Annotated in this window: 19 protein-coding genes; 10 read left to right on the plus strand and 9 right to left on the minus strand. The window is 61.7% G+C overall.

All coding sequences use genetic code 11. From position 1 onward, the window contains the following. The first annotated feature begins 8 nt into the window (after positions 1-8). Positions 9-1,337, plus strand: coding sequence for a lipase family protein (locus ABIE52_RS24850; RefSeq protein ID WP_058038333.1), 1,329 nt, complete (start codon positions 9-11; stop codon positions 1,335-1,337). Beyond that, positions 1,334-2,590: a Tat pathway signal protein gene (locus tag ABIE52_RS24855; protein WP_192712766.1), complete on the plus strand. Its 1,257-nt coding sequence runs from the start codon at positions 1,334-1,336 to the stop codon at positions 2,588-2,590. The genes ABIE52_RS24850 and ABIE52_RS24855 overlap by 4 nt, the downstream gene beginning before the upstream one ends. A gap of 52 nt (positions 2,591-2,642) precedes the next feature. On the opposite strand, the gene ABIE52_RS24860 is transcribed toward ABIE52_RS24855, so the two are convergent. Together ABIE52_RS24860 and ABIE52_RS24865 are read right to left on the minus strand one after the other, a co-directional pair. Then, a complete protein-coding gene (locus tag ABIE52_RS24860; RefSeq protein ID WP_192712767.1) occupies positions 2,643-4,019 on the minus strand; it encodes a spinster family MFS transporter in 1,377 nt (458 codons plus the stop codon). A gap of 52 nt (positions 4,020-4,071) precedes the next feature. Beyond that, complete coding sequence (locus tag ABIE52_RS24865) at positions 4,072-4,947, minus strand: SGNH/GDSL hydrolase family protein (protein WP_192712768.1); 876 nt, start codon at positions 4,945-4,947, stop codon at positions 4,072-4,074. Between the two features lie 136 nt (positions 4,948-5,083). Between ABIE52_RS24865 and ABIE52_RS24870 the strand changes: the two genes are divergently transcribed. From ABIE52_RS24870 to ABIE52_RS24880, 3 genes are read left to right on the plus strand one after another with little or no spacing between them, the layout of a single operon-like run. Beyond that, positions 5,084-6,367 (plus strand): PucR family transcriptional regulator, encoded by a 1,284-nt coding sequence (locus ABIE52_RS24870; RefSeq protein WP_054826048.1) that lies wholly within the window; start codon positions 5,084-5,086, stop codon positions 6,365-6,367. 60 nt (positions 6,368-6,427) lie between these two features. Beyond that, complete coding sequence (locus tag ABIE52_RS24875; protein WP_047269406.1) at positions 6,428-6,955, plus strand: hypothetical protein; 528 nt, start codon at positions 6,428-6,430, stop codon at positions 6,953-6,955. 55 nt (positions 6,956-7,010) lie between these two features. Then, complete coding sequence (locus tag ABIE52_RS24880) at positions 7,011-7,739, plus strand: YdcF family protein (protein WP_030536059.1); 729 nt, start codon at positions 7,011-7,013, stop codon at positions 7,737-7,739. A gap of 2 nt (positions 7,740-7,741) precedes the next feature. On the opposite strand, the gene ABIE52_RS24885 is transcribed toward ABIE52_RS24880, so the two are convergent. Next, entirely contained in the window at positions 7,742-8,545 is an 804-nt protein-coding gene (locus ABIE52_RS24885) for an AraC family transcriptional regulator (protein ID WP_228402304.1), read from the minus strand. Between ABIE52_RS24885 and ABIE52_RS24890 the strand changes: the two genes are divergently transcribed. Together ABIE52_RS24890 and ABIE52_RS24895 are read left to right on the plus strand one after the other, a co-directional pair. Then, positions 8,468-8,635, plus strand: coding sequence for a hypothetical protein (locus tag ABIE52_RS24890; protein ID WP_228402310.1), 168 nt, complete (start codon positions 8,468-8,470; stop codon positions 8,633-8,635). The genes ABIE52_RS24885 and ABIE52_RS24890 overlap by 78 nt on opposite strands. A gap of 190 nt (positions 8,636-8,825) precedes the next feature. Then, positions 8,826-9,518 carry an alpha/beta hydrolase gene (locus tag ABIE52_RS24895; protein ID WP_192712769.1) on the plus strand — a complete coding sequence of 231 codons (693 nt, stop codon included), beginning with the start codon at positions 8,826-8,828 and terminating at the stop codon, positions 9,516-9,518. A 54-nt stretch (positions 9,519-9,572) separates the two neighbouring features. On the opposite strand, the gene ABIE52_RS24900 is transcribed toward ABIE52_RS24895, so the two are convergent. Together ABIE52_RS24900 and ABIE52_RS24905 are read right to left on the minus strand one after the other, a co-directional pair. After that, a complete protein-coding gene (locus ABIE52_RS24900) occupies positions 9,573-10,004 on the minus strand; it encodes a MarR family winged helix-turn-helix transcriptional regulator (protein ID WP_003942924.1) in 432 nt (143 codons plus the stop codon). Between the two features lie 146 nt (positions 10,005-10,150). Next, entirely contained in the window at positions 10,151-10,819 is a 669-nt protein-coding gene (locus ABIE52_RS24905; RefSeq protein WP_192712770.1) for a DsbA family protein, read from the minus strand. Between the two features lie 140 nt (positions 10,820-10,959). Here ABIE52_RS24905 and ABIE52_RS24910 point away from each other — a divergent pair, with 140 nt between their 5' ends. Further along, positions 10,960-11,787, plus strand: coding sequence for a helix-turn-helix domain-containing protein (locus ABIE52_RS24910; protein ID WP_030536057.1), 828 nt, complete (start codon positions 10,960-10,962; stop codon positions 11,785-11,787). Here the strand turns inward: ABIE52_RS24910 and ABIE52_RS24915 are convergent. Both ABIE52_RS24915 and ABIE52_RS24920 read right to left on the minus strand, forming a co-directional pair. After that, a complete protein-coding gene (locus ABIE52_RS24915; RefSeq protein ID WP_003943156.1) occupies positions 11,774-12,769 on the minus strand; it encodes an ABC transporter substrate-binding protein in 996 nt (331 codons plus the stop codon). The genes ABIE52_RS24910 and ABIE52_RS24915 overlap by 14 nt on opposite strands. A 6-nt stretch (positions 12,770-12,775) precedes the next feature. Then, complete coding sequence (locus ABIE52_RS24920) at positions 12,776-14,170, minus strand: MFS transporter (protein ID WP_192712771.1); 1,395 nt, start codon at positions 14,168-14,170, stop codon at positions 12,776-12,778. A 119-nt stretch (positions 14,171-14,289) separates the two neighbouring features. On the opposite strand from ABIE52_RS24920, the gene ABIE52_RS24925 reads away from it, so the two are divergent. Then, positions 14,290-14,952, plus strand: coding sequence for a TetR/AcrR family transcriptional regulator (locus tag ABIE52_RS24925; RefSeq protein WP_007730788.1), 663 nt, complete (start codon positions 14,290-14,292; stop codon positions 14,950-14,952). 6 nt (positions 14,953-14,958) lie between these two features. Here ABIE52_RS24925 and ABIE52_RS24930 read toward each other — a convergent pair whose 3' ends face one another. Continuing rightward, positions 14,959-16,179: an SfnB family sulfur acquisition oxidoreductase gene (locus tag ABIE52_RS24930; RefSeq protein WP_192712772.1), complete on the minus strand. Its 1,221-nt coding sequence runs from the start codon at positions 16,177-16,179 to the stop codon at positions 14,959-14,961. Between the two features lie 98 nt (positions 16,180-16,277). Between ABIE52_RS24930 and sfnG the strand changes: the two genes are divergently transcribed. Further along, positions 16,278-17,402 carry a dimethylsulfone monooxygenase SfnG gene (sfnG, locus tag ABIE52_RS24935; RefSeq protein WP_007730790.1) on the plus strand — a complete coding sequence of 375 codons (1,125 nt, stop codon included), beginning with the start codon at positions 16,278-16,280 and terminating at the stop codon, positions 17,400-17,402. Between the two features lie 12 nt (positions 17,403-17,414). Here sfnG and ABIE52_RS24940 read toward each other — a convergent pair whose 3' ends face one another. Continuing rightward, positions 17,415-18,941: an aldehyde dehydrogenase family protein gene (locus ABIE52_RS24940; RefSeq protein WP_192712773.1), complete on the minus strand. Its 1,527-nt coding sequence runs from the start codon at positions 18,939-18,941 to the stop codon at positions 17,415-17,417. Positions 18,942-18,979 lie beyond the last annotated feature (38 nt).

An 18,979-nucleotide genomic window follows, 5' to 3' on the forward strand; every position in this document is an offset into this window, starting at 1 on the left:
CGTGAACGATGTTTGACTCGACGTGGCGACGGTGGTCATGGCGCGCCGGAACGGCATCGGCCCTGGCAGTGGCCTTGTTTGCGGTGGGGTCGCCGGCTGGTGCGCAGGAGACCGTCGACCTGGCCGACGTGTTCAACCCGTTGGTCGTGAAGGCACTCCAAGGCGCTGACATTTCCACCGAATTGACTCCACTCGGGCTCTCGTCCGATGATCCGTGGTTCGACGAACCTGAAATCGAGCCGGGTACCGCCCCCGGCACACTTCTCAAAGCGCGTCCGGTCAGCGTGCAGGTCTACCAGGTCCGTCCCGACGTGGTCTCGGCTCACCAACTCATGTACACCACCACTGATCACTTCGGTCGGCAGGTGATCAGCACCGGAATTCTGATGATTCCCGAGGACGGAACTGCGCCAGGTGATCGCAAGATCATCGGATACGCCGAGGCGAACGACAGTCTCGGCGCGAACTGCGCACCAAGTCACCAGTGGACCGGCGGCAATCAGAGCGACCCGGCGATGTTCTCGGCGCTCGGCCCGGTGGCTCAGATGTTCGGCCACGGCTGGGCAGTGATGATGAGCGACGTCGGCAACGACGGCGACACTGCTCCCCATCCGTTCTCGATCGGACAGTTCTCAGGGAAGGCAACGCTCGACGGCGTTCGGGCAGCACTCGCGCTTCCGGAAGGCGGCCTCGAATCAGACACCCCTGTCGGCATCTACGGTGTCGCCGGAGGCGGTGTCGCAGCGGGCTTTGCCGCGGAACAAGCCCATGATTATGCGCCGGAACTGAACGTCCAGGCCAGTGCCATTCAGGCGATGATGATCGACCCCGCAACGTTCGAGGAAACAGCGGCCGGTGGGATCGGTTCCGGATTCGTCTTCTCGAGCATTCTCGGATTCGACGCGGGCTACCCCGACGTTCGGCTCGACGACCATCTGACTCCGATCGGTCACAACGTCGCCGCAGCCTTCCGCGCGTCCTGCCAGGCGCTCTACCTCGGACTCCCATTCGTTCCGTTCGACGTCCTACTCGCCAACCCTTCGCCCCGAACGATCCCTGCGCTGGCCGCGGCGTACGCGGACAACACGTTGGGAAAGCAGGCGCCGGCTTCCAAGCTTCTGATTTCTTCCTGTGAGGACGACTTTCTCGTTCCCTTCAGTGAGGCAGAGCAATTGGCGCAGACATATCGAGCAGACGGCGGCAACGTGGACCTGCTCCCGTCGCAGTGCGGGCCGCTCGATTACGTGACCAACCTGTACAAGACGGTGACCGATCAGCTGGGTATGCAGGACATCGCCTGGCTGGCAAAGACGTTCGACGAAGCCGAGGGGCGATGAGCTTGCGGAAGTCTCTGACGCGCAGGGATTTTGCGCGCACGGTTCTCGTTGCTTCGGCAGGTATCGGCGGTGCCGTCGTACTGGGAGGCAGGGCGTCCGCGGGTACTGGTGAGCTCGACAGGTACCTCGACCTGGAAGCAGTGAACGCAAACGCCGAAGCCACGGGCGGTCTGCATCCTTCTCTGCCATCGGATTCCGCGACCCTGCGGTCTTTGGTGGATACCGCCCGAGCCTCGGGAGTGGATCCGCATCGCTATCAGACACTGCTCAAGCAGTACTGGCTCGCGGTCGGGACGGAGTCGGCAGGTATCGATCTCGCTACGTGGACTCCGTTCGACGGTGTGCACGCGAATCTCGGAAACCTCACCAACACTTTCCAGTTCTACGAGCGACTCCAGCTCGAGCATCGAGAACTGCAGTGGGCAGGTATGGGAGGAATGGTCGGGCCCGCTTTCGCCGGTGGACTCCTCGACTTGGACTACGGGCGAGTTGTGCTGGAAGTCCAAGCGATCAGCGAGGCGATGGCACTGGTGTGGCGAGAGATCGACCGCATCGGGGCGCCGGTTGCATCGTCGATGGGAGCACCCGAGGACATTGCGGCACTTCTCGAGGTAGGCCACGAGATTCGCCCCGAGGACGTGATGTGGTTCCAGGGGAAAGTGATTGCGATGAGCAAACACATCTTCTCGGACCTGATTCCCATGCACATGGCGTGGGTTCACGACGGTGTCGACGGCATCGCCGAACTCGATCGCGCAGGGCTGCTCGACGAGAACGCCCGTATCGCGTGGAACAACATTGCCTCGGGGACACCGGAATCGGTCTTCGACGGCAATGTGCGTCTGCTGCGAAGGGAGCAGTACCAGTCGGTGGGTGATCAGTGGGACGAGGCGAAGGCCTACCGCGGCAGTGTTGGTCGCTCGTTGACCTACCTGACCACCTTCGCCGCATCACCGTCGATGCCTGGCGTCGTGCCGCCACGCGAGTCGAACCCGCTCTCGTTCGAGGTGGGCAATGCTGTTGTGCAAACGCCGCTTCCGGACTTCAACTGGGCGTACCGGGACGGTCGTTGGACCTACATCAACGGTCAGCTGCTCCCGGTCTACAACAACCTGATGAACAATCAACCGGAACTGTGGCGAGCGACGCTGGCCGCGCCCGTCTCCGTTCGGATAACCGAGCAGCGAATGATCGCTCGCTTGCCGGACATGTTGCGGTCCATGTTGTCGACTCTGGCGATTACGGTCAACTGAACTCGGCGGTGGCGGGGCCTCAGGGTCCCGCCACCGCCCGTGAACTTGTCGGTCAGGCCTGGCTCAGCTCCGCTTGCATGCGCGCGGAGTCCTTGCCGACAGTGCGGGTAGCCAGGTAGATGAATACCGCGGTGAGTGCCAACATGATCGGCACGAGATACATGGCCGAGTTCAACCCGTCGCCGGCGTACTGAGCCAACTTCCCGGTACCGGCATCTGCAAGTGCACGCTTGGCGAACCAGTCCGAGATCGCTCCAACGGCAACCGGTCCGGAGAATCCGCCGAGAAGGTACATGGCAGCGAAGAACAGCGCCGTCGCAGTGCCGCGGAGCCTGGGAACCACGACGTCGTGAATGGCGGGGTAGACGCTGATGTAGAAGCCGTAGGCCAGAAGCCACCCGGCCGAGAACAAGAGCGTGAACATCACGACGTTCCCGCCGTGTTGCAACAGTGCCAGCGCCGTCAAAGGTGCCGCCAATGCCGAGGTTCCGACACCGATCATCAACCGTGCGCGCGGTGAGCGTGCGCTGGCCTTGTCAGCGTAGCGAGCGCCGAGAAGCAATCCGATCAGGCCCGTGATTCCGACGATGCTGCCGGTGACCGATGCCGCAGCAGTCAGTTTCAGGTGGTACTGGCGCATCAGAAGCGGGACGACAAACGAATTCACTGCGTAGGCGGCGAAGTTGAACGTCAGTCCGGCAAGGATGAGCCAACGAAGCGTGGGAATTGCGAGCAGACGACGGATCGGACGGGTGATCGGTGCCTGTGAAACAGCGGCTGCGCGGGCCTCCGGACTTTCGGAACCACCACGAACCGGATCTGCCATGCGGTAGAGCACGACTGCCAGCAGGACACCGGGAATCGCCGCGAGGAAGAACGGTGCACGCCAGCTGTCGAATGCCTCGGTGATCTTGCCGACGGTGAAGTAGGCGAGCATGAGGCCAATCGGCAAACCGAGCATGAAGACACCAAGTGCGCGTGAGCGTCGTTCTGCCGGGTAGATATCGCCGATCATCGAGTTGGCTGCAGGTGTGAAGGTCGCTTCGCCCACACCGACGCCTAGACGCGCGAGGATGAACAGCACATAGCTGCCGGCGGCACCGGTTGCTGCCGTCAGTCCGCTCCACACCAGGAGTCCGATCCCGATGATCTTGGGACGGTTCTTCGTGTCGGCCAACCGGCCCAGAGGCAGTCCTGCGACTGCGTAGACGAGGGTGAATGCAGAGGTGATCAATCCCAATTGCAAGTCGCTGAGCGAAAACTCGTTCTTGATCGGCTCGGCAACGACCGAGGGGATCGCCCGGTCGAAGAAGTTGAGCATGTTTGCGAGAAATAGTGCGACGAGTGTGCCGCCGAGAAGTTTGTCGCGTGTTCCGACAGGGGCGCCGTCGACGGACGGCAGCGGCGGAGCGTCTCGTTGAATTGACATGATTGTTCCACCCTTTTCGCGAGTGCTGAATGAATTGTGTTGGGGGAGAAGCTCAGGACAGAGCGTCGGCGACGGTTTTGCCGATCGCCTGCATCCCGGCCGCAGTGGGATGCAGTGGAACCGCCGGCTGGCTAGGGACGATTCCCGTGTAGTAAGCAGTGGCAGAGTCCGTGCAGATGTCATGTCCGGCAGTGGTTTCGGTGATGTCGATGTACTCGACGCCGTGACGGGCCGCAGTTGCTGCCATGACCGTGTTGCCGTAGTCGATCACACTCTGGAGATAGTCGGCGTCGCGCGGCCAGAACGGCTGAGTGCCGGGGCAGCCGCCACCACGGATGTATGTTCCGTATCCGACCACGACGATGCGCGCCGACGGTGCTCGATCCTGCGCGACTTCGATCATGGAACTCCAACCTGTGGACGCATTTTCGATCATTTGTCGCTGTTGATCGACGCCACCGGAGGTGAACTTGTCACGGCAGGACGTTCCGGCGGGTTCGGGGAGTGGATTGACGCAGCTCAGAACTGTCGGGAACAACGAGATGTCGTTGGCACCGATGGTGATGGTGACGAGGTCGGTATCAGGCCCCAATGCTGTTGCCTGCGGTGATACTTGACCGGAGAACGTCGATTGTGCGGTGTCCGTGACGTTGGCGGATCGCGCCGACGAGCAGGTCATATCCGTGAGTTCAGCGCCGAGTTCTCGCGCCACCACGGACGGGTAGTTGTCGAGTGATCGTAGACAGCCCGGTGACGACGAGTCCTGCGCGGTGACCAGTGGGCCGGCCGCCGCGGAATCGCCGAGTGCGACGTACTGGATAGTGCTGACCGGTGTCTCGGCACTCGACACACCGGTCCCGAGAGCCGCGATCGAACCGGCAGCCACGACGCCTGCCAGAATGGCTGCGCTGCGCGTTTTCCACGTCACTCGAGGCTCCTCTTGGTCGAAGGTGGGACTTCCAGTTACGCCGCTGATTGTGAATTCGTGAGTGGCGTGGGTTACATAGTGATAGGAAAAAGGCAGGTCGGCCTTGTGGTGGCAATTCAATTCTGTGGAGGGTTTTGTGTCAGGAAACAAAGATCTGCCGTTCGAGCCGATCCTGGTTGGTGGCAGATCTCTGGCCGACCGACTGGCGCAACGCACCCATCCACTGGTCATTGAGACAGTCGATCTGGTCCACCGCGACGTCACCTTCTACCGGTTGCTCCCTGACGAGGCATTACGTAACGACGTCACCACCATCGTGAGGCGCAATCTGGAACTGTTCATTTCGATGCTGCGGACCGGCGCCGATCTGGCGCCCGAGTTGCTCGCCGACATCAGCGAATCGGCTCGCCAACGGGCTCAGGAATTGGTTCCGCTCGGTGAGGTGCTGCGGGCATATCACCTGGCTGCCGGGCTGTGGTGGGAGACCATCAGCGAATGGGCGGTCCCGGAAGACGGTGTCGCACTTGCCCGCACCGGACGACTCTTGAATGCATACACCGCGGCCTCCGCGTCGGCGGTTCTTGCCGGCTACGGTTCCGACCACGCCACCCAGACGGACGAGGATTCTGCGCGAAGGTCATTGTTCGTAGCACTTTCGACGGGTGTCGATGTTGATCGGGTCTCCGACGATGTGGGCATCAGGTTGGCGCGCCTGTACTGGGTGGTGGCGCTGCACGTCGAACGGAATGACGACGAGTCCTCGACCGAGGTGGACACTGCCGTCGCCGAGCGGAGAAAGGTGCGCCACCTGCAACGAGAGCTCGATCAGGTGGGGCGTGACAAAGCGCTCGGGGTGCTCGGGAGCAGTGGCGGAGCCGTACTGATTCCTATTGTGGAATCGGAACCCGCTGAGGGGAACTGGGCGTCGAGTCCGCAATATCTTTCATTGTGTCGACGATTGGGTGATCTCGAGAAGGTCATCGGTGCATCGACGGTTGCCGCCGTACATGTCGCGGCACCGCCCGCAATTCCCGCAGCGGTGTCGCAGGCGCGCGAGGTGCTGAACGTTGCCCGAAAGTACGGCCGTACAAGTGGGGTCGTGCGTCTCGAGGATCTTGCAGTCGAGTATCAACTGACCCGCCCGAGCGCTGCGCTGCCGATCCTCGCAGATGTGTTGTCGCCGTTGGAGTCCGATCCTGCCGTGCTCGAGACGCTCGAATCTTTCATCGACTCCGGATTCGATCGAGCTACCACCGCTCGGCAGTTGCACGTACACCCGAACACGGTCGTGTACCGCCTGCGTAAAGCGAGTTCCCTGACGGGACTTGACCTGTCGTCACCGAAAGATCTTGTACAGGTCACCATGGCGCTGGGAGCGCGTCGCGCGCTCGGAATGGAGGCGGACTCTTCCCAAACGTGATGCGTCTGTGGTTCTCTGTGAACGTGTCTGATTCTCGGATTGGCAATCCGGCCGGGAGACATGGCCAGACTGGGTCAGCTGATGGTGCAACGAGGCGCGTGGCGTGATCAGACGTTGATCGGCTCCGCCTACCTCGACGAGTTGTCCGCGCCCTCTCCGTCCAATGGGGGGTACGGCTTCTTGACCTGGGTGAACGCGGGCGAGGACTTCTACTCCGTGAATGCGCCGGTGAGCAAGTATGTTTCGCATCCGGTGTGGCAGAACGCGCCTCGGGATCTCTATCTCCAGGAGTTCTTGCGGCTTGTTGTCGCTTCGATCGTGGACGTTCCACCGCCGCCGTACGTCGAGCCTCCCGTGCATGGGTCGGGTGGTCCGCTCATCGACGATCCGTCACAGCTCGTCGGCTTCGCGAACCCCGAATTGATCTTCGACACGATGGTCGGGACGGGGCGAGCAGGAACACCCGGATGCAACATCGTGATCTGCAACAACGAATTGTTGCCGTTCAGTGTCGCCGGCCTGCTCGGGGATGCTGCAGCTCAGATCGGTAACGCGGCAGGCGCGTCGATTCGAGATGCTGGTAGATGACGGTTTCGAACCCGAATTGTTGCCCAATATTTATGTTTAATCTGTGTGACGGTCAGTGAACAGTAAATTTGAGTCAAATGATGCAATCGCGACGAAATGTTCGTTACCGTGGGCTGGACAATCGACAATCTGGGGGTTCGGCTACATGGCAAATGTTCGTAGGTCTCTGACGAAGGGATTGATTGCTGCTTCGGTAATCGCCGCAGCCGGAGTGGGATTGTCGCCGGCGACAGCGAGTGCCGACATCACTCCGACGACGGTCGTCAACGGCATCCTGTCGACGGTGGGCGGCTGCCAAACACCGGTGCGGTCTCTCATTCTTGCGTGCACGAGTGCTGAGACGCTGACACGCCAGTCGCCCGTGCTGCTCGACCTCAACCCCGTGGGCACGAACATCGTCGTCTTGGGTGCCGGCCTCTTCGACGACGGCACGATGCGTCCGATGTTGGTCGACCGGCTTCAGGCGGCGCTCCAGCTGGCCCGTCAGTACCCGCAGTCTCCGATCATCACAAGCGGTGGGGCTCCGAAGGCCGGAGTTACGGAAGCCAGGGCGATGCGCGAATGGCTCGTTGCCAACGGCGTCAACCCGGGCCGGATCACCGAAGAGGGAACTTCGTGGTCGACAGTCGAGAATGCGATCAACTCTGCGCGGATTCTCGCCGATCGAGGCGCGACCGGCGTGGTTGTGGTCTCGAGCGCCAATCACGTGGAGCGCGCGATGGTGGACTTCCGCGTTGCAGTTCTCGGCCGGATCCCGGTCGCAGGCGTAATCGCTGCGACCTGACGTCAGTGATTGTGGGAGTTGGACTTTCGCCAGTTCAACGGCGAGGCGTCGAATCGTCGACGGAAGGCGCGGCTGAACGCGGCATCGGATTCGTAGCCGACAGTTATCGCAATGGTTCCGACCGGCTCGGTGGTTTGCACGAGTAGTTCGGCGGCACGGTCGAGTCGGCGCTCGGTGATGTAAGCGCCGGGCGTCTGGCCGACCAGTCGCGAGAAGCGCTCCGCAAAAGACGATCTCGACAGGGTGGACAGCGTCGCCAGTTCGTCGATGGTCCAGTTGCGTGACGGGTCGTTGTGGACGGCCTCGAGGGCCTGCCCGATTCGTGGATCCATTGCTGCGGTCAACCATCCGCCGTTCGATCCGTCCGCTCGAGCCCACGCTCTGAGGATCTGGACGAAGAGAAGGTCGAGAATCCGGGAAACCATCACGGAGGAACCAGGTTTCGGATCGTCCACCTCGGCGCCCAACAGTCGGCTGCTCACATCGAGCCACTCGACCGGGGTCCCTTGTGTCGCGCGCAGTTCGACGAAGTCCGGCAGAACGGACAGCAGTCGCTGCGCTGCGACGTCGTCGAGTGTGAAAGTACCGAAAAGCCAACATGTTTCGTTTTTCGGGTGCATCGGCATCGCATTCTCGATCGTATGAGCATGCCCATGGGGTAACAGTACGAGTTCCCCGGGGCCGAGTTCGATCGGGGCTTTGCCCTGCGTTCTGATCACGATGTCACCGTGCTCGGCAATGTGAAGTGCTCGCACCCCAGTGGGTACCTCCACGGTGAAGTTCTCGCCGTGGACGCAGCGATGAATCTGATCACCGCGAAGGTGGACGACTTCGAGAACGTGCGAGAGGGTGTCCCGGGTTCGACTCTCGTCGGTGGTGGGTACGTACCGCTGTGATGATGTTGTCCTCATGGATCGATCACTCCGATGGTCTCGAGCATTCGGCGTTTCTGCACAAAAACTTGGCAATCTGGTCATGGTTATTGATCCAGGATCCCCTTAACGTGGGTAACAGGCAAGGCCTGGGTTTCGAAGGCTTGCCGATCGTCGGAGTATTCGTCGCACTGCGTATCTGGAGGAGTTGGTCATGGCAGAGAAGGTAAACATCGTTCTGGTGCATGGAGCCTGGGGAGACGGTTCTCATTGGCGTCACGTCATACCCACCCTGCACAACGCCGGGCATCGAGTGGTTGCGGTCCAGAATCCACTTACTTCGCTCGCCGACGACGTGGACCGGACCAGGAAGTTGGCCGAATCGATGGACGGCCCGACCCTGCTGGTCGGACACTCGTACGGCGGCGCGGTGATCACAGGCGCGGGTCATGCGGAAAACGTTGTGGGACTGGTATATATCGCTGCCTTTGCGCCGGACGAGGGTGACAGCCTGGGAAGTATCTTCGCCCGCACGGATCAGCCGGCGGGCGCGGCGAACATCGCGCCGGACGCCGAGGGCTTCTTGTGGATCGCCCCGGACAAGTTTCAGGAGAGTTTCAGTCAGGATCTCGACGACACGGAAGCATTGGTCATGGCGCTGACGCAGAAACCCATTGCGGGTCAGTGCTTCTCGGAGCCGTCAGGGCCGCCGGCATGGCGTGGGAAGCCCAGTTGGTATCAGGTTTCAGGGCAGGACCGAATGATTCCGCCGGAAACCGAGCGATGGATGGCAGAGCGTATCGGTGCCCGCGAGATCGAGGAACTCGACGCAGGCCATGCATCCTTGGCGTCCCACCCGCACGAGGTCACCCAGTTGATTCTGCGTGCTGCTGCAGAATTGTCGTGACGGCGTAAATCGTCCGGCTGTTCGAGTGGGCTGCCCATCACGACTAATTTGTCGTCAGTCCTCGGAACTGCCCAGTCGGTGAAGCAGCGCTGTCAGCGTGGTGATGTCGTCCGTATCCCATTTCGCGAGTCGGGCGCGCCAGCGATCTATCTGGTGATTGCGGATGGTCGTGAGCTTCGTTCGCGCCTCAGGGGTCAGAGCTACCAACTTGGCGCGAGCGTCGTCGGGATCGGGGATTCGTTCCACCAGGCCGAGTCGAGCTGCGGCGTCGATTTGCCTGGTCAAGGTGGACTTCTCGATATCGAGGGTGCAGATCAGGTCGGACATCCGCACCGCATCCGAACGGTTCAGGATGACCAGAACCGGGTAGAGCGCCGGATCGAGTTTGGGATGAATTGCGCGCGCATAGGTGCGCGCCTGGGCGCGTCCTCGTTGCCACATGTCGGCAAGTTCCATCTCCAGGCCCGTGATCGGATCTGAAACCACTGTCGTTTCCCCTTTGGTGCGATTCGTTCGGTGTTCATCAAACCAGAAGGGGGCCGAAGTGATTTGGGTGAAGTCACGCTGAGCGAAAGGTACGTTCGGCGTACTGAAGGCGCCGGGCGTACCTTTCGCTCGCAAAAGTGCGTGGGTCAAGCCACCGCATACGCCCGCACGCACGTGTTCAGGTCGCGGGTGAGATCGGCCGCGGTACTGGTCGGAGAACCGAATTTCACGACGGACCCGTCGCTCCCGTGGAACAACAGCGTCGGAAACGAAGTGGCGCCGAGCCTGCGTGCTCGGACGAAATCAGCGCGGGCGGCATCCTTCGAGGCGGCGGTGAACAGGAAAGACACCGCGGCAGATGGGTCGAGTTGGAGGGATTCCGCGATGGATCGGTACGTCTCGGGATCGGAAAGGCTGCGACCGTCTCGGTAGAACGCGATCTGCATGGCCTCCGCGATGTCGAGGGCGCGTGTCGGATCTTGCGCGCGCAGTGCGGCGAGTCCGATCGCTGCATCCGTCGAATCCATGACGAACCGCCCATCAGTCACCAGTTGTGAATATCCGTCACCGAAGACAGCGCCGGTCTGGGCGGCGATGGTGGCGTTGGCTGATTTCAGGTACGGAGCCGAAGACATGGGCGCGACGCGCTCACCGGTGAACAGTCCGCCGCTGACCACGGACAAGTCGATGGAATCGGCATTTTGACGGACGAACTCCGTCAACGCAGGGCCGAAGCCGAAACACCACCCGCAATAGGCGTCGAAGACGTAGGTGAGTTGCGTCTTGCCTGCTGTTTCCGAGCGTGATGTCTGCACTGGAAGATTCCTATCCGAGCGTGAACTGATTGATACCCTGACGGTATGTCGCATTCGGGTATTCGGTCACGGTGAAGATGAGTCCCGAACTAGTGAAAAACAGACAAGTACCCGTCCGGGACGTCGGGTACGCATCGTCGGTGGCAGATGCGACCGAGATCGAAGTACTCAGCCTGGACACCATTCGCATCAACGGGGGAAGCGCAGAGTTCGTCGGCCCCCAACGTCCGCAATTTCACTTGCTCGCTCTGGTGACCGAGGGCTCGGCGCTACACACCATCGACTTCGTGAACTACGCGGTGAGCCCGGGGACCGTGTTCTGGGTCAGACCGGGGCAGGTGCAACAGTGGGGGCGAATCCAGGATTTCGAGGCGACGGTTGTTCTGTTCACGCCCTCGTCGCTCGATGCCGTCAGTCAGCAGTTGTTGGACGGGAACGCTCGCAGTCGGCAGGCAGCGTGGCAGTTGTCCGGCGAGAACCTCGAGACCATCAGCACGGGTATGAAACACCTGAACCTGAACTACGGCTGCCCGGATACTTCCGCGCCGGTCGTTCGCGCGGCCATTCTGCGGCACACGCTGACAGCAATTCTGTTGAAACTGACCCATCTCGGTGGACAGGAACAGAGTTCCGTGCTGGCGCACAATGACGTGTTCGAAAGGTTTCATGCCGTTGTCGAACGTGACTTCGCCACGGTCCGTTCGGTTTCGGAGTACGCCAACAAGATCGGGTACTCCGAGAAGACTGTGCTGCGGGCCACCCGAGCCGCTGCCGGGATGACGGCAAAGCAGTACATCGATCAGCGTGTGGTTCTCGAAGCGAAACGTCTGCTGTCTTTCGGCACGGACACGGTCACCCAGGTGGCGTCGAAGTTGGGGTTCGACGATTCTGCGAACTTCACGAAGTTCTTCGCCACCCGGGTGGGTGTTTCTCCGCTGACCTTTCGTCAGGACGTCAGAGCGCGCTGAATGCCGCCCATCGCGCGTCGGCGCTGTCGAGGGTTCCGATACTGTTCTGCCCCTTGCCATGTGCGATGCCGTCCAGATCCTGGATGATCCAGTAGATGGCAAAAGGATGGCTGCCGAACCAGAGATCACCGCTGACGTCCAGAGCGTGCGCCGGATCGGGTGTCAGGTTGTCGAACAGTGGAGTGTTTCGCACGATGGATGCGTCGTACTGCTGCCCGGAAAGTACGGCGACGGTCTGCGCCGCATGCTCGGGTAGGAGTTCCGGCGAGACGGGGGAAATCGTGCCGGTGTCTTGATTGTTGGTCGCGTTGACTTCCGATGCCGGCCTGGTGAATCCGGCCTCGGTGACCAGTGTGGAGATGGGAGTGGTCGGTGGCACGGTGAACAGGTTTCCGCTGTAGCCGAGAAGGATCGCAAGGCTCTGGCCGGCAGCCGCGGACTTGACGCCTTCGAGGCCGGATTCCAGCTTTCCGATCATGGCGGTAGCTTCGCTGCCTCGATCGAGCTGTGCCCCAGCTTGTTCGAGCACATCACGCCACGGCGCCGAGTACGGGAGGACCAAGGTTGGCGCCACGGAATTGATCTGCGCGAACAGGCTCGGTAGTGGACCGGCATTACTCATCAAGATCTCGTCGGGTTCGACGGACGCGATCTCCTCGACGGCGGGGTTGGCGAAGAAAGTCGGCTTGTCGAGAACTTCGACGCCCTGCTCGCGCAGAATCGACTTGGCGACGTCCGATCGCAGGGTGCTGTAGACGACGGTGGGCTTCACGCCGAGTGCGAGTGCACTCAACCCCGCGTACTCGTCGAGCGCGAGAATGCGCTGCGGTGAGGCCGGAACTTCGACGGTGCCGAGTTCGTGGGTGACGGAGCGAGTTGCAGAGGCGGTGTCGGACTCGGCGGAGCTGCTGCACGCGCTTGCGCCGGCGACGGTCAAGAGAAGCGCCGAGACGATGCCGAATGCGGTTCGGGTGGTGAACATCTGAGGTCAACGATCCATTCGTGGGAAGAAGAAGGACAGGAGGGTACCGGCCAGCAGTAGGCCGGAGCAGACGAAGAGGGCTTGGGAGTATCCGGAAACCAGTGCTTCGGTCGGCGCGCTGTCCGAACGTGCCGTCGAGGAAGCGGCGACGCTCACGAGAACGGCTAGTCCGAGTGAACCGCCGATCTGACGCGATGTACTCAGTAGCCCGGATGCCATGCCGACTTCTTCGGGGGGAGCGTCGGCGGTGGCGACGTTACTGAGCGGCATGAACGACAGACCGATGCCGATGCTCGCCAGAAGCGAAGGCACCAGGATGACGGCCCAGAAGGGACTGTCGAGGTTCATGGTCGAAAACATGAAAGTTCCGATTGCGGCGACTGCTGTCCCGACTACGAGCAGCGGTCGAACTCCGTAGCGCGGAAGGAGTTTGGTGGACGCGAGGATGCCGATCACCAGGCCGAAGCAGAAGGGCAGGAAAGCCAGACCGGTGGTGGTCGGTGAATAGCCCAGCCCGCGTTGCAGGAAGAGTGAGACGAAGAAGAACGCGCTGAACTGTGCCGCGCACACCAGGCACATGATGGCGTTGGCCAGTCCGATTCGGGGTCGAAGCAGGGTGGACAGTCGTACCAGTGGTGTGGCGCAGCGGCTTTCGACCACAACGAAAGCAGTGAGCAGCGCGATCGTGAGCGCGAATCCACCCAGCACGTAACCCGAAGTCCAGGAATGTGATTCCGTGGCGATCACTGTGCCGACAAGGGCGGTGATTCCGGCCGTCGCCAAGATGGCTCCGGGGAGATCGAGGGAGCCGCCTCTGGCGGCTTGGCCGGCCGGCAGGCCACGGGCACCGGCAACTGCGGCGATCAGGGCCACTGGTGCGCCGGCGAACATCACCCATCGCCAACTGAGCCCTTCGGTCAAAATGCCGCTCAGGACGACACCGAGTGCGCCGCCCAGTGCTGACGACATTGCGCCGATGCCGAATGCCTTGGCCCTGGCGCGTCCGGTGGGAAAGGCCTGACTGAGTGCGGCGAGCCCGGCCGGCGCGATCAGTGCAGCGCCGACGCCTTGAAGCGCCCGAGTTCCGACAAGCATTTCGGCGGACACGGAGAAGGTGCCGACGATGCTGACGAGGGCGAACAGCAGAAGCCCGGAAACCAGAACTCGACGAGTGCCCATCACGTCGCACAGACGACCGCCGAGAAGCAGCAGTCCGCCGAAGGCGAGGGCGTACGCGTTGACGACCCAGGACAACCCGGCGTCGGAAAAGTTCAGCGATTCCTGGATGTCGGGCAGCGCGACGTTGATGACCGACATGTCGAAGGCCACCAGGAACTGCGCTGCCGCGGCGGCTGTGAGGACCAGAGCCGGTGCGGCTACCGCTCGAGTTGTTGTTGTCATTGCAGGTACCTAATTTGTATACGCGTTCTCATAAGTAGTTAGGTTTACCTTGCTGGCGACTGAGATGCAAGGGGTTCCCCGGGCGAGAGCGTCGTAGCAGGGGCGCGCACAATCGACGGATGGCCGAAAAGATGGAACCGAGATCACCGCGGCTCGGACGTCCCCCGACGATCACGTCGGAGCAGATAGTCGACGAGGCGAAACGGCAGCTACAGACCGGCGGCGCCGACGCGTTGAGCATGCGAGCGTTGGCGAAGTCGCTCGGCACCACGCCGATGGCGCTGTACCGGCACGTGGGCGACAAGGAACAGCTGATCAGCGCGGTGCTCGATGTGTACTCACAAGATCTCGGCGCGCTGGTCCTGCCGCAGGATCAGGTCGAACGGCTTCGCACGATCTTCACCGCGATCTTCGAAAAGCTGGCGTCGGAGCGCTGGATCATCGAGTTGCTTCAGCGCGGTGGCCGTGGTGGGAGCGGCGCTGTGGTCTTGGTCGATCGGGCGATGGCCGCGTGTGTCGAACTCGGTATGTCACCTCGTCGCGCACTGTTGATCTATCGAGCGCTGTGGAACTACACACTCGGCGCATTGCTCAACATCTACGACACCACTACGCGACCGGAAGGCAGCGTGTCACCTCTCGCGGTCAAGATCCGAGAAATCGGGCCCGAGAAACTGCCGGTGCTCAGTGAGGTGCTCGAGGACTGGCCTGGAGGGACGACGACTGAGAGCTACTTGGAAGGACTGGAAGTCTTGATCAGCGGATATATGAACTCCGACTGAGTGTGTTCACAGCAGTCCGTGCCGCGGTGGGATTGTCCCGGACAGTGTCCACCGGCCGATGTGCTGGACCTTCCACCTCGTCGGATCGTGCAGGGTGTGCGTGCGCGCGTCACGCCAGAATCGGGAGAGGTTCGCCGATTCGCCCGCGCTTCTGGTGCCACCGATCTCGAACAAAGTGCTCGTGGCCGCCAATGACGCCCTGGCGCCGACCACTTTGGCAGTTGCAGCGTCGATGGATGCTCGGGCCGTGGAGTCCTCGGTGGGATCACGACGCGCCACGTCGATCGATCGCGCTGCTTCCGCCAAGAGGGATCTGGCAGCGCGAACCTCGATTGCCGCTTCGCCGGCGAGTTGAACGAGCAGTGGATCCTCCACCGCTGTATCGACTTTCGCTTCGAAGAAGGGACGCGCCTTTGCCGCGAGTTTCACGGATTCACGCAGTGCAGCCGACGCGATGCCGGTGTCGATCGCGGCGTGCAGGATCTGGGCCTGTGCTCCGTAGGTGGTCGGGTGAGTGAAGAGCGACGTGAAGGGCACGACATTGAACCGCGGCACCGAAACGGATTCCAGGGTCACGGTTCCGCTTGCAGTTGTCTTCTGTCCCATGCCGTCCCAGTCGTCGACGATCGACAGTCCGGGAGTATTCCGGGGTAGGTAGACCGCGGATTTCACCTGTGCGCCAGTCTCGGTGAATTGATCCGCATTGGCGGCACGCACCACGATCCAATCTGCGAAGAGCGCTCCGGTGCAATAGAATTTTCGACCTTCGAGCACAAAGTCTTCCCCGTCGGGGGTGAGAGTGGTGCCGTCGATGTCGATGGTCTGGTTGCCGCGCTCGCTCTGGGCGTTGGCGAACTGCTTGCCCGACAATGCTTCGGCGTAGAAGAACTGCTTCTGCTCGTTAGACCCCTGGTACCGGAGCGCTTCCAGGAAAGTGAAGTGGCTGTGCGGAATCTGCGCGATGCTGGGATCGCCCTCGGCGAGTAGGCGGAAGACCTCGGCCAACGTCTCGGTGCTTGCGTCGATGCCACCGAACTCCTTCGGCACCGAGAGTCCGAGCAAGCCGGACCGCGCCAGGGTGCGAACCTCGTCGTGGGGAAGGAGGCGCTGCGCATCGCGGACTCCGGCACCTGCCGCGAACTCGTCGGACAGCTGTGACGCCACCGAGAGCGCCTCGTCCTCGCTGGTGATGCGGTGCGCGATCTCCTGAATGTCCACAGCAGTCATGCTGCCACCGTTTCACAGTCGCAGCACCCACCCAACACTTACAACCTGTGTGATCGCTACCCTGGAAACCACTGGGAACTGCATGTTTGCTGGGTTTCATGTCTACTGAACGTATCGCCGACGAGATCAAGTTCGCCTACTGGGTGCCCAATGTCAGTGGTGGTCTGGTCACCTCCGACATCGAGCAGCGGACCAGCTGGGACTACGAGTACAACAAGAAGCTGGCGCAGACCGCCGAGAACAACGGCTTCGAGTACGCCCTGAGCCAGGTACGTTACGAGGCGAGTTACGGGGCCGAATTCCAGCACGAATCCACGAGCTTCAGCCTTGCGCTTCTCCTGGCCACCGAGAAGCTCAAGGTGATCGCCGCGGTGCATCCGGGACTCTGGCAGCCGGCCGTGTTGGCGAAACTGGGCGCTACCGCCGATCACTTGTCGAACGGTCGTTTTGCCGTCAACGTCGTCAGTGGTTGGTTCAAGGACGAGTTCACACATCTAGGCGAGCCGTGGCTCGAGCACGACGAGCGTTATCGGCGTAGCGCCGAGTTCCTTCAGGTTCTTCGGAAGATCTGGACGGAGGACGACGTCGATTTCCGCGGCGACTTCTACCGCATCCACGACTTCACGTTGAAGCCGAAGCCTCTCAACACTCCGGAGCGCCCCAATCCCGAACTGTTCCAAGGTGGTAACTCGGCGGCAGCCCGTGAGAACGCGGGCCGGTATTCGGATTGGTACTTCAGTAACGGCAAGGACTACGACGGCGTCACCGAACAGTTGGTCGACGTTCGCCGTGTTGCTCGTGAGAACGATCGGGAGGTCAAGTTCGGGCTCAACGGATTCATCATCGCCCGCGACACCGAGGCGGAAGCAAAGGACACACTGCGCGAGATCATCGCCAAGGCCAACCGCCCTGCGGTCGAGGGATTCAAGAATGCAGTCCAACAGGCCGGCGCATCGACCGCGTCCAAGGACGGGATGTGGGCGGATTCGACGTTCGAGGACTTGGTTCAGTACAACGACGGTTTCCGCTCACAACTGATCGGCACGCCGGAACAAATCGCGCATCGGATCGTCGAATATCGCCGTCGCGGTGTCGATCTGATTCTCGGCGGATTCCTGCATTTCCAGGAGGAGATCGAATACTTCGGGGCCAAGGTGCTTCCGCTGGTTCGTGAACTCGAAGCAGCCGACAGCGACGAGCAGGTGCTCGTCACCGCCGGCTGATCGCCTGATCTCTCAGGACTTCGCGTGGCGTTTCGCCAGCATCCAACGTGAGATCTTCATGTCCCTGGCTTTTCGCTCGATGGTCAGCAGGTCCAGTGGAGCGCTGAACTTCTGAACGGCCAGTGATTTCACACTGCTGAACTCACGCAGCCCATCGGCTCCGTGGATACGGCCGAATCCGGAATCGCCGACCCCGCCGAACGGCAGGGCGGCGATTCCGGCGAAACCGAGAACCGAATTGACCGTGACGACACCGCAGTCGAGCTTCTCGGCAATTGCTCGGCCCTTCGACGAACTCTTGGTGAACACCGAGGCGCCCAAGCCGTACTTCGACGCATTGGCGCGTTCGATCCCCTCGTTCATGTCGGCGACCTTGTTCACCACGACGCTCGGGCCGAACGTCTCCTCGGTGATCGCCGTGGAATCCTCCGGAACATCCGTCAGGATGATCGGATCGATGAACGGACCGTTGAACGAATCAAGTCCGCCGAGTACAGCTTTCGCGCCGCGACTGAGAGCGTCTTCGATCTGGCCCCGGACTATCGCAGTCTGCTTTCCCAGCGTCATCGGTCCGTAGGTCGAGCTGTCGGTGGCGCCGGCGTGGGCGTCTCGTAGCGCGGCGGTGAGCTTGGACAGGAAGGCGTCGTACACGGGCGCTGCGACGTAGATTCGTTCGACGCCGGCACAGGTTTGTCCGCCGTTGCCCACTGCCCCGAATGCCGCGAAGCTCACGGCCGCATCGAGGTTGGCATCGGAGTCCACCAGCATGGCGTCCTTGCCACCGCATTCGGCGACCAGGGGAGTGAGGGTGTCCGCGCAGGCGGCCATTACGCGCTTTGCGGTAGCGGTCGAACCGGTGAATGCGATCTTGTCGACGCCGGACGAACACAGAAGTGCACCGGTTTTTCCGTCACCGGTAATGGTCTGCAGGACAGGGTGTCCGGGTGCGGCGATGTTCCACAGCCGGGCCAATTCGACGCCGACGCCTGGTGAGAGTTCGCTCGGTTTGAAGACTACGGCGTTGCCGGCGGCCAGTGCGTAGCCGATCGACCCCATCGGTGTGTACAGCGGATAGTTCCAGGGGCCGATCACGCCGACGACGCCCATCGGCCGGTAGCCAACGGATGCAGACTGGTTGGCGCTGATCAGTCCTGCACCGACGCGTCTGCGGCGCAACACTTTCTGTGCGTTGCGTGCCGCCCAGTCGAGATGTTCGACGGCCAGCATGACTTCGAGTAGTGCGTCGTCGCTGGGTTTTCCGGTCTCGGCGGAAATGATCGCCGCCATCGATTCGGCGTGAGTGGCGATCGCGGCGCGGAAATTGCCGAGCACCTTCCGGCGGCCTTGGAATCCGAGTTGATCCCACCACTTCGACGCCGTGCGTGCTGCGGCGACCGCTTTCTCGATCTCTCGCTGGTCTGCAATGGGGTGCTGCGCGACCACGGAATCATTGCGAGGGTCGAGGCTCGCGAACGTGTGATCGTCCGATCTCGGATCTGTCGACGTGGACGTGCTCTGGCGGCCGAGCTGTTCTGTCATGTTCTTCAGATCCTCCACATGTCGGTGCATCACATATA

The sequence above is a fragment of the Rhodococcus sp. OAS809 genome (assembly GCF_040546695.1).
Taxonomy (GTDB): domain Bacteria; phylum Actinomycetota; class Actinomycetes; order Mycobacteriales; family Mycobacteriaceae; genus Rhodococcus_F; species Rhodococcus_F qingshengii.

Bases quoted from the DNA above. Each gene is read 5' to 3' on its own strand.
- ABIE52_RS24915 (WP_003943156.1), bottom strand. From the start codon at position 12,769: ATGTTCACCACCCGAACCGCATTCGGCATCGTCTCGGCGCTTCTCTTG.
- ABIE52_RS24920 (WP_192712771.1), bottom strand. From the start codon at position 14,170: ATGACAACAACAACTCGAGCGGTAGCCGCACCGGCTCTGGTCCTCACA.
- ABIE52_RS24855 (WP_192712766.1), top strand. From the start codon at position 1,334: ATGAGCTTGCGGAAGTCTCTGACGCGCAGGGATTTTGCGCGCACGGTT.
- ABIE52_RS24860 (WP_192712767.1), bottom strand. From the start codon at position 4,019: ATGTCAATTCAACGAGACGCTCCGCCGCTGCCGTCCGTCGACGGCGCC.
- ABIE52_RS24925 (WP_007730788.1), top strand. From the start codon at position 14,290: ATGGCCGAAAAGATGGAACCGAGATCACCGCGGCTCGGACGTCCCCCG.
- ABIE52_RS24895 (WP_192712769.1), top strand. From the start codon at position 8,826: ATGGCAGAGAAGGTAAACATCGTTCTGGTGCATGGAGCCTGGGGAGAC.
- sfnG (WP_007730790.1), top strand. From the start codon at position 16,278: ATGTCTACTGAACGTATCGCCGACGAGATCAAGTTCGCCTACTGGGTG.
- ABIE52_RS24850 (WP_058038333.1), top strand. From the start codon at position 9: ATGTTTGACTCGACGTGGCGACGGTGGTCATGGCGCGCCGGAACGGCA.
- ABIE52_RS24940 (WP_192712773.1), bottom strand. From the start codon at position 18,941: ATGACAGAACAGCTCGGCCGCCAGAGCACGTCCACGTCGACAGATCCG.
- ABIE52_RS24875 (WP_047269406.1), top strand. From the start codon at position 6,428: ATGGCCAGACTGGGTCAGCTGATGGTGCAACGAGGCGCGTGGCGTGAT.
- ABIE52_RS24930 (WP_192712772.1), bottom strand. From the start codon at position 16,179: ATGACTGCTGTGGACATTCAGGAGATCGCGCACCGCATCACCAGCGAG.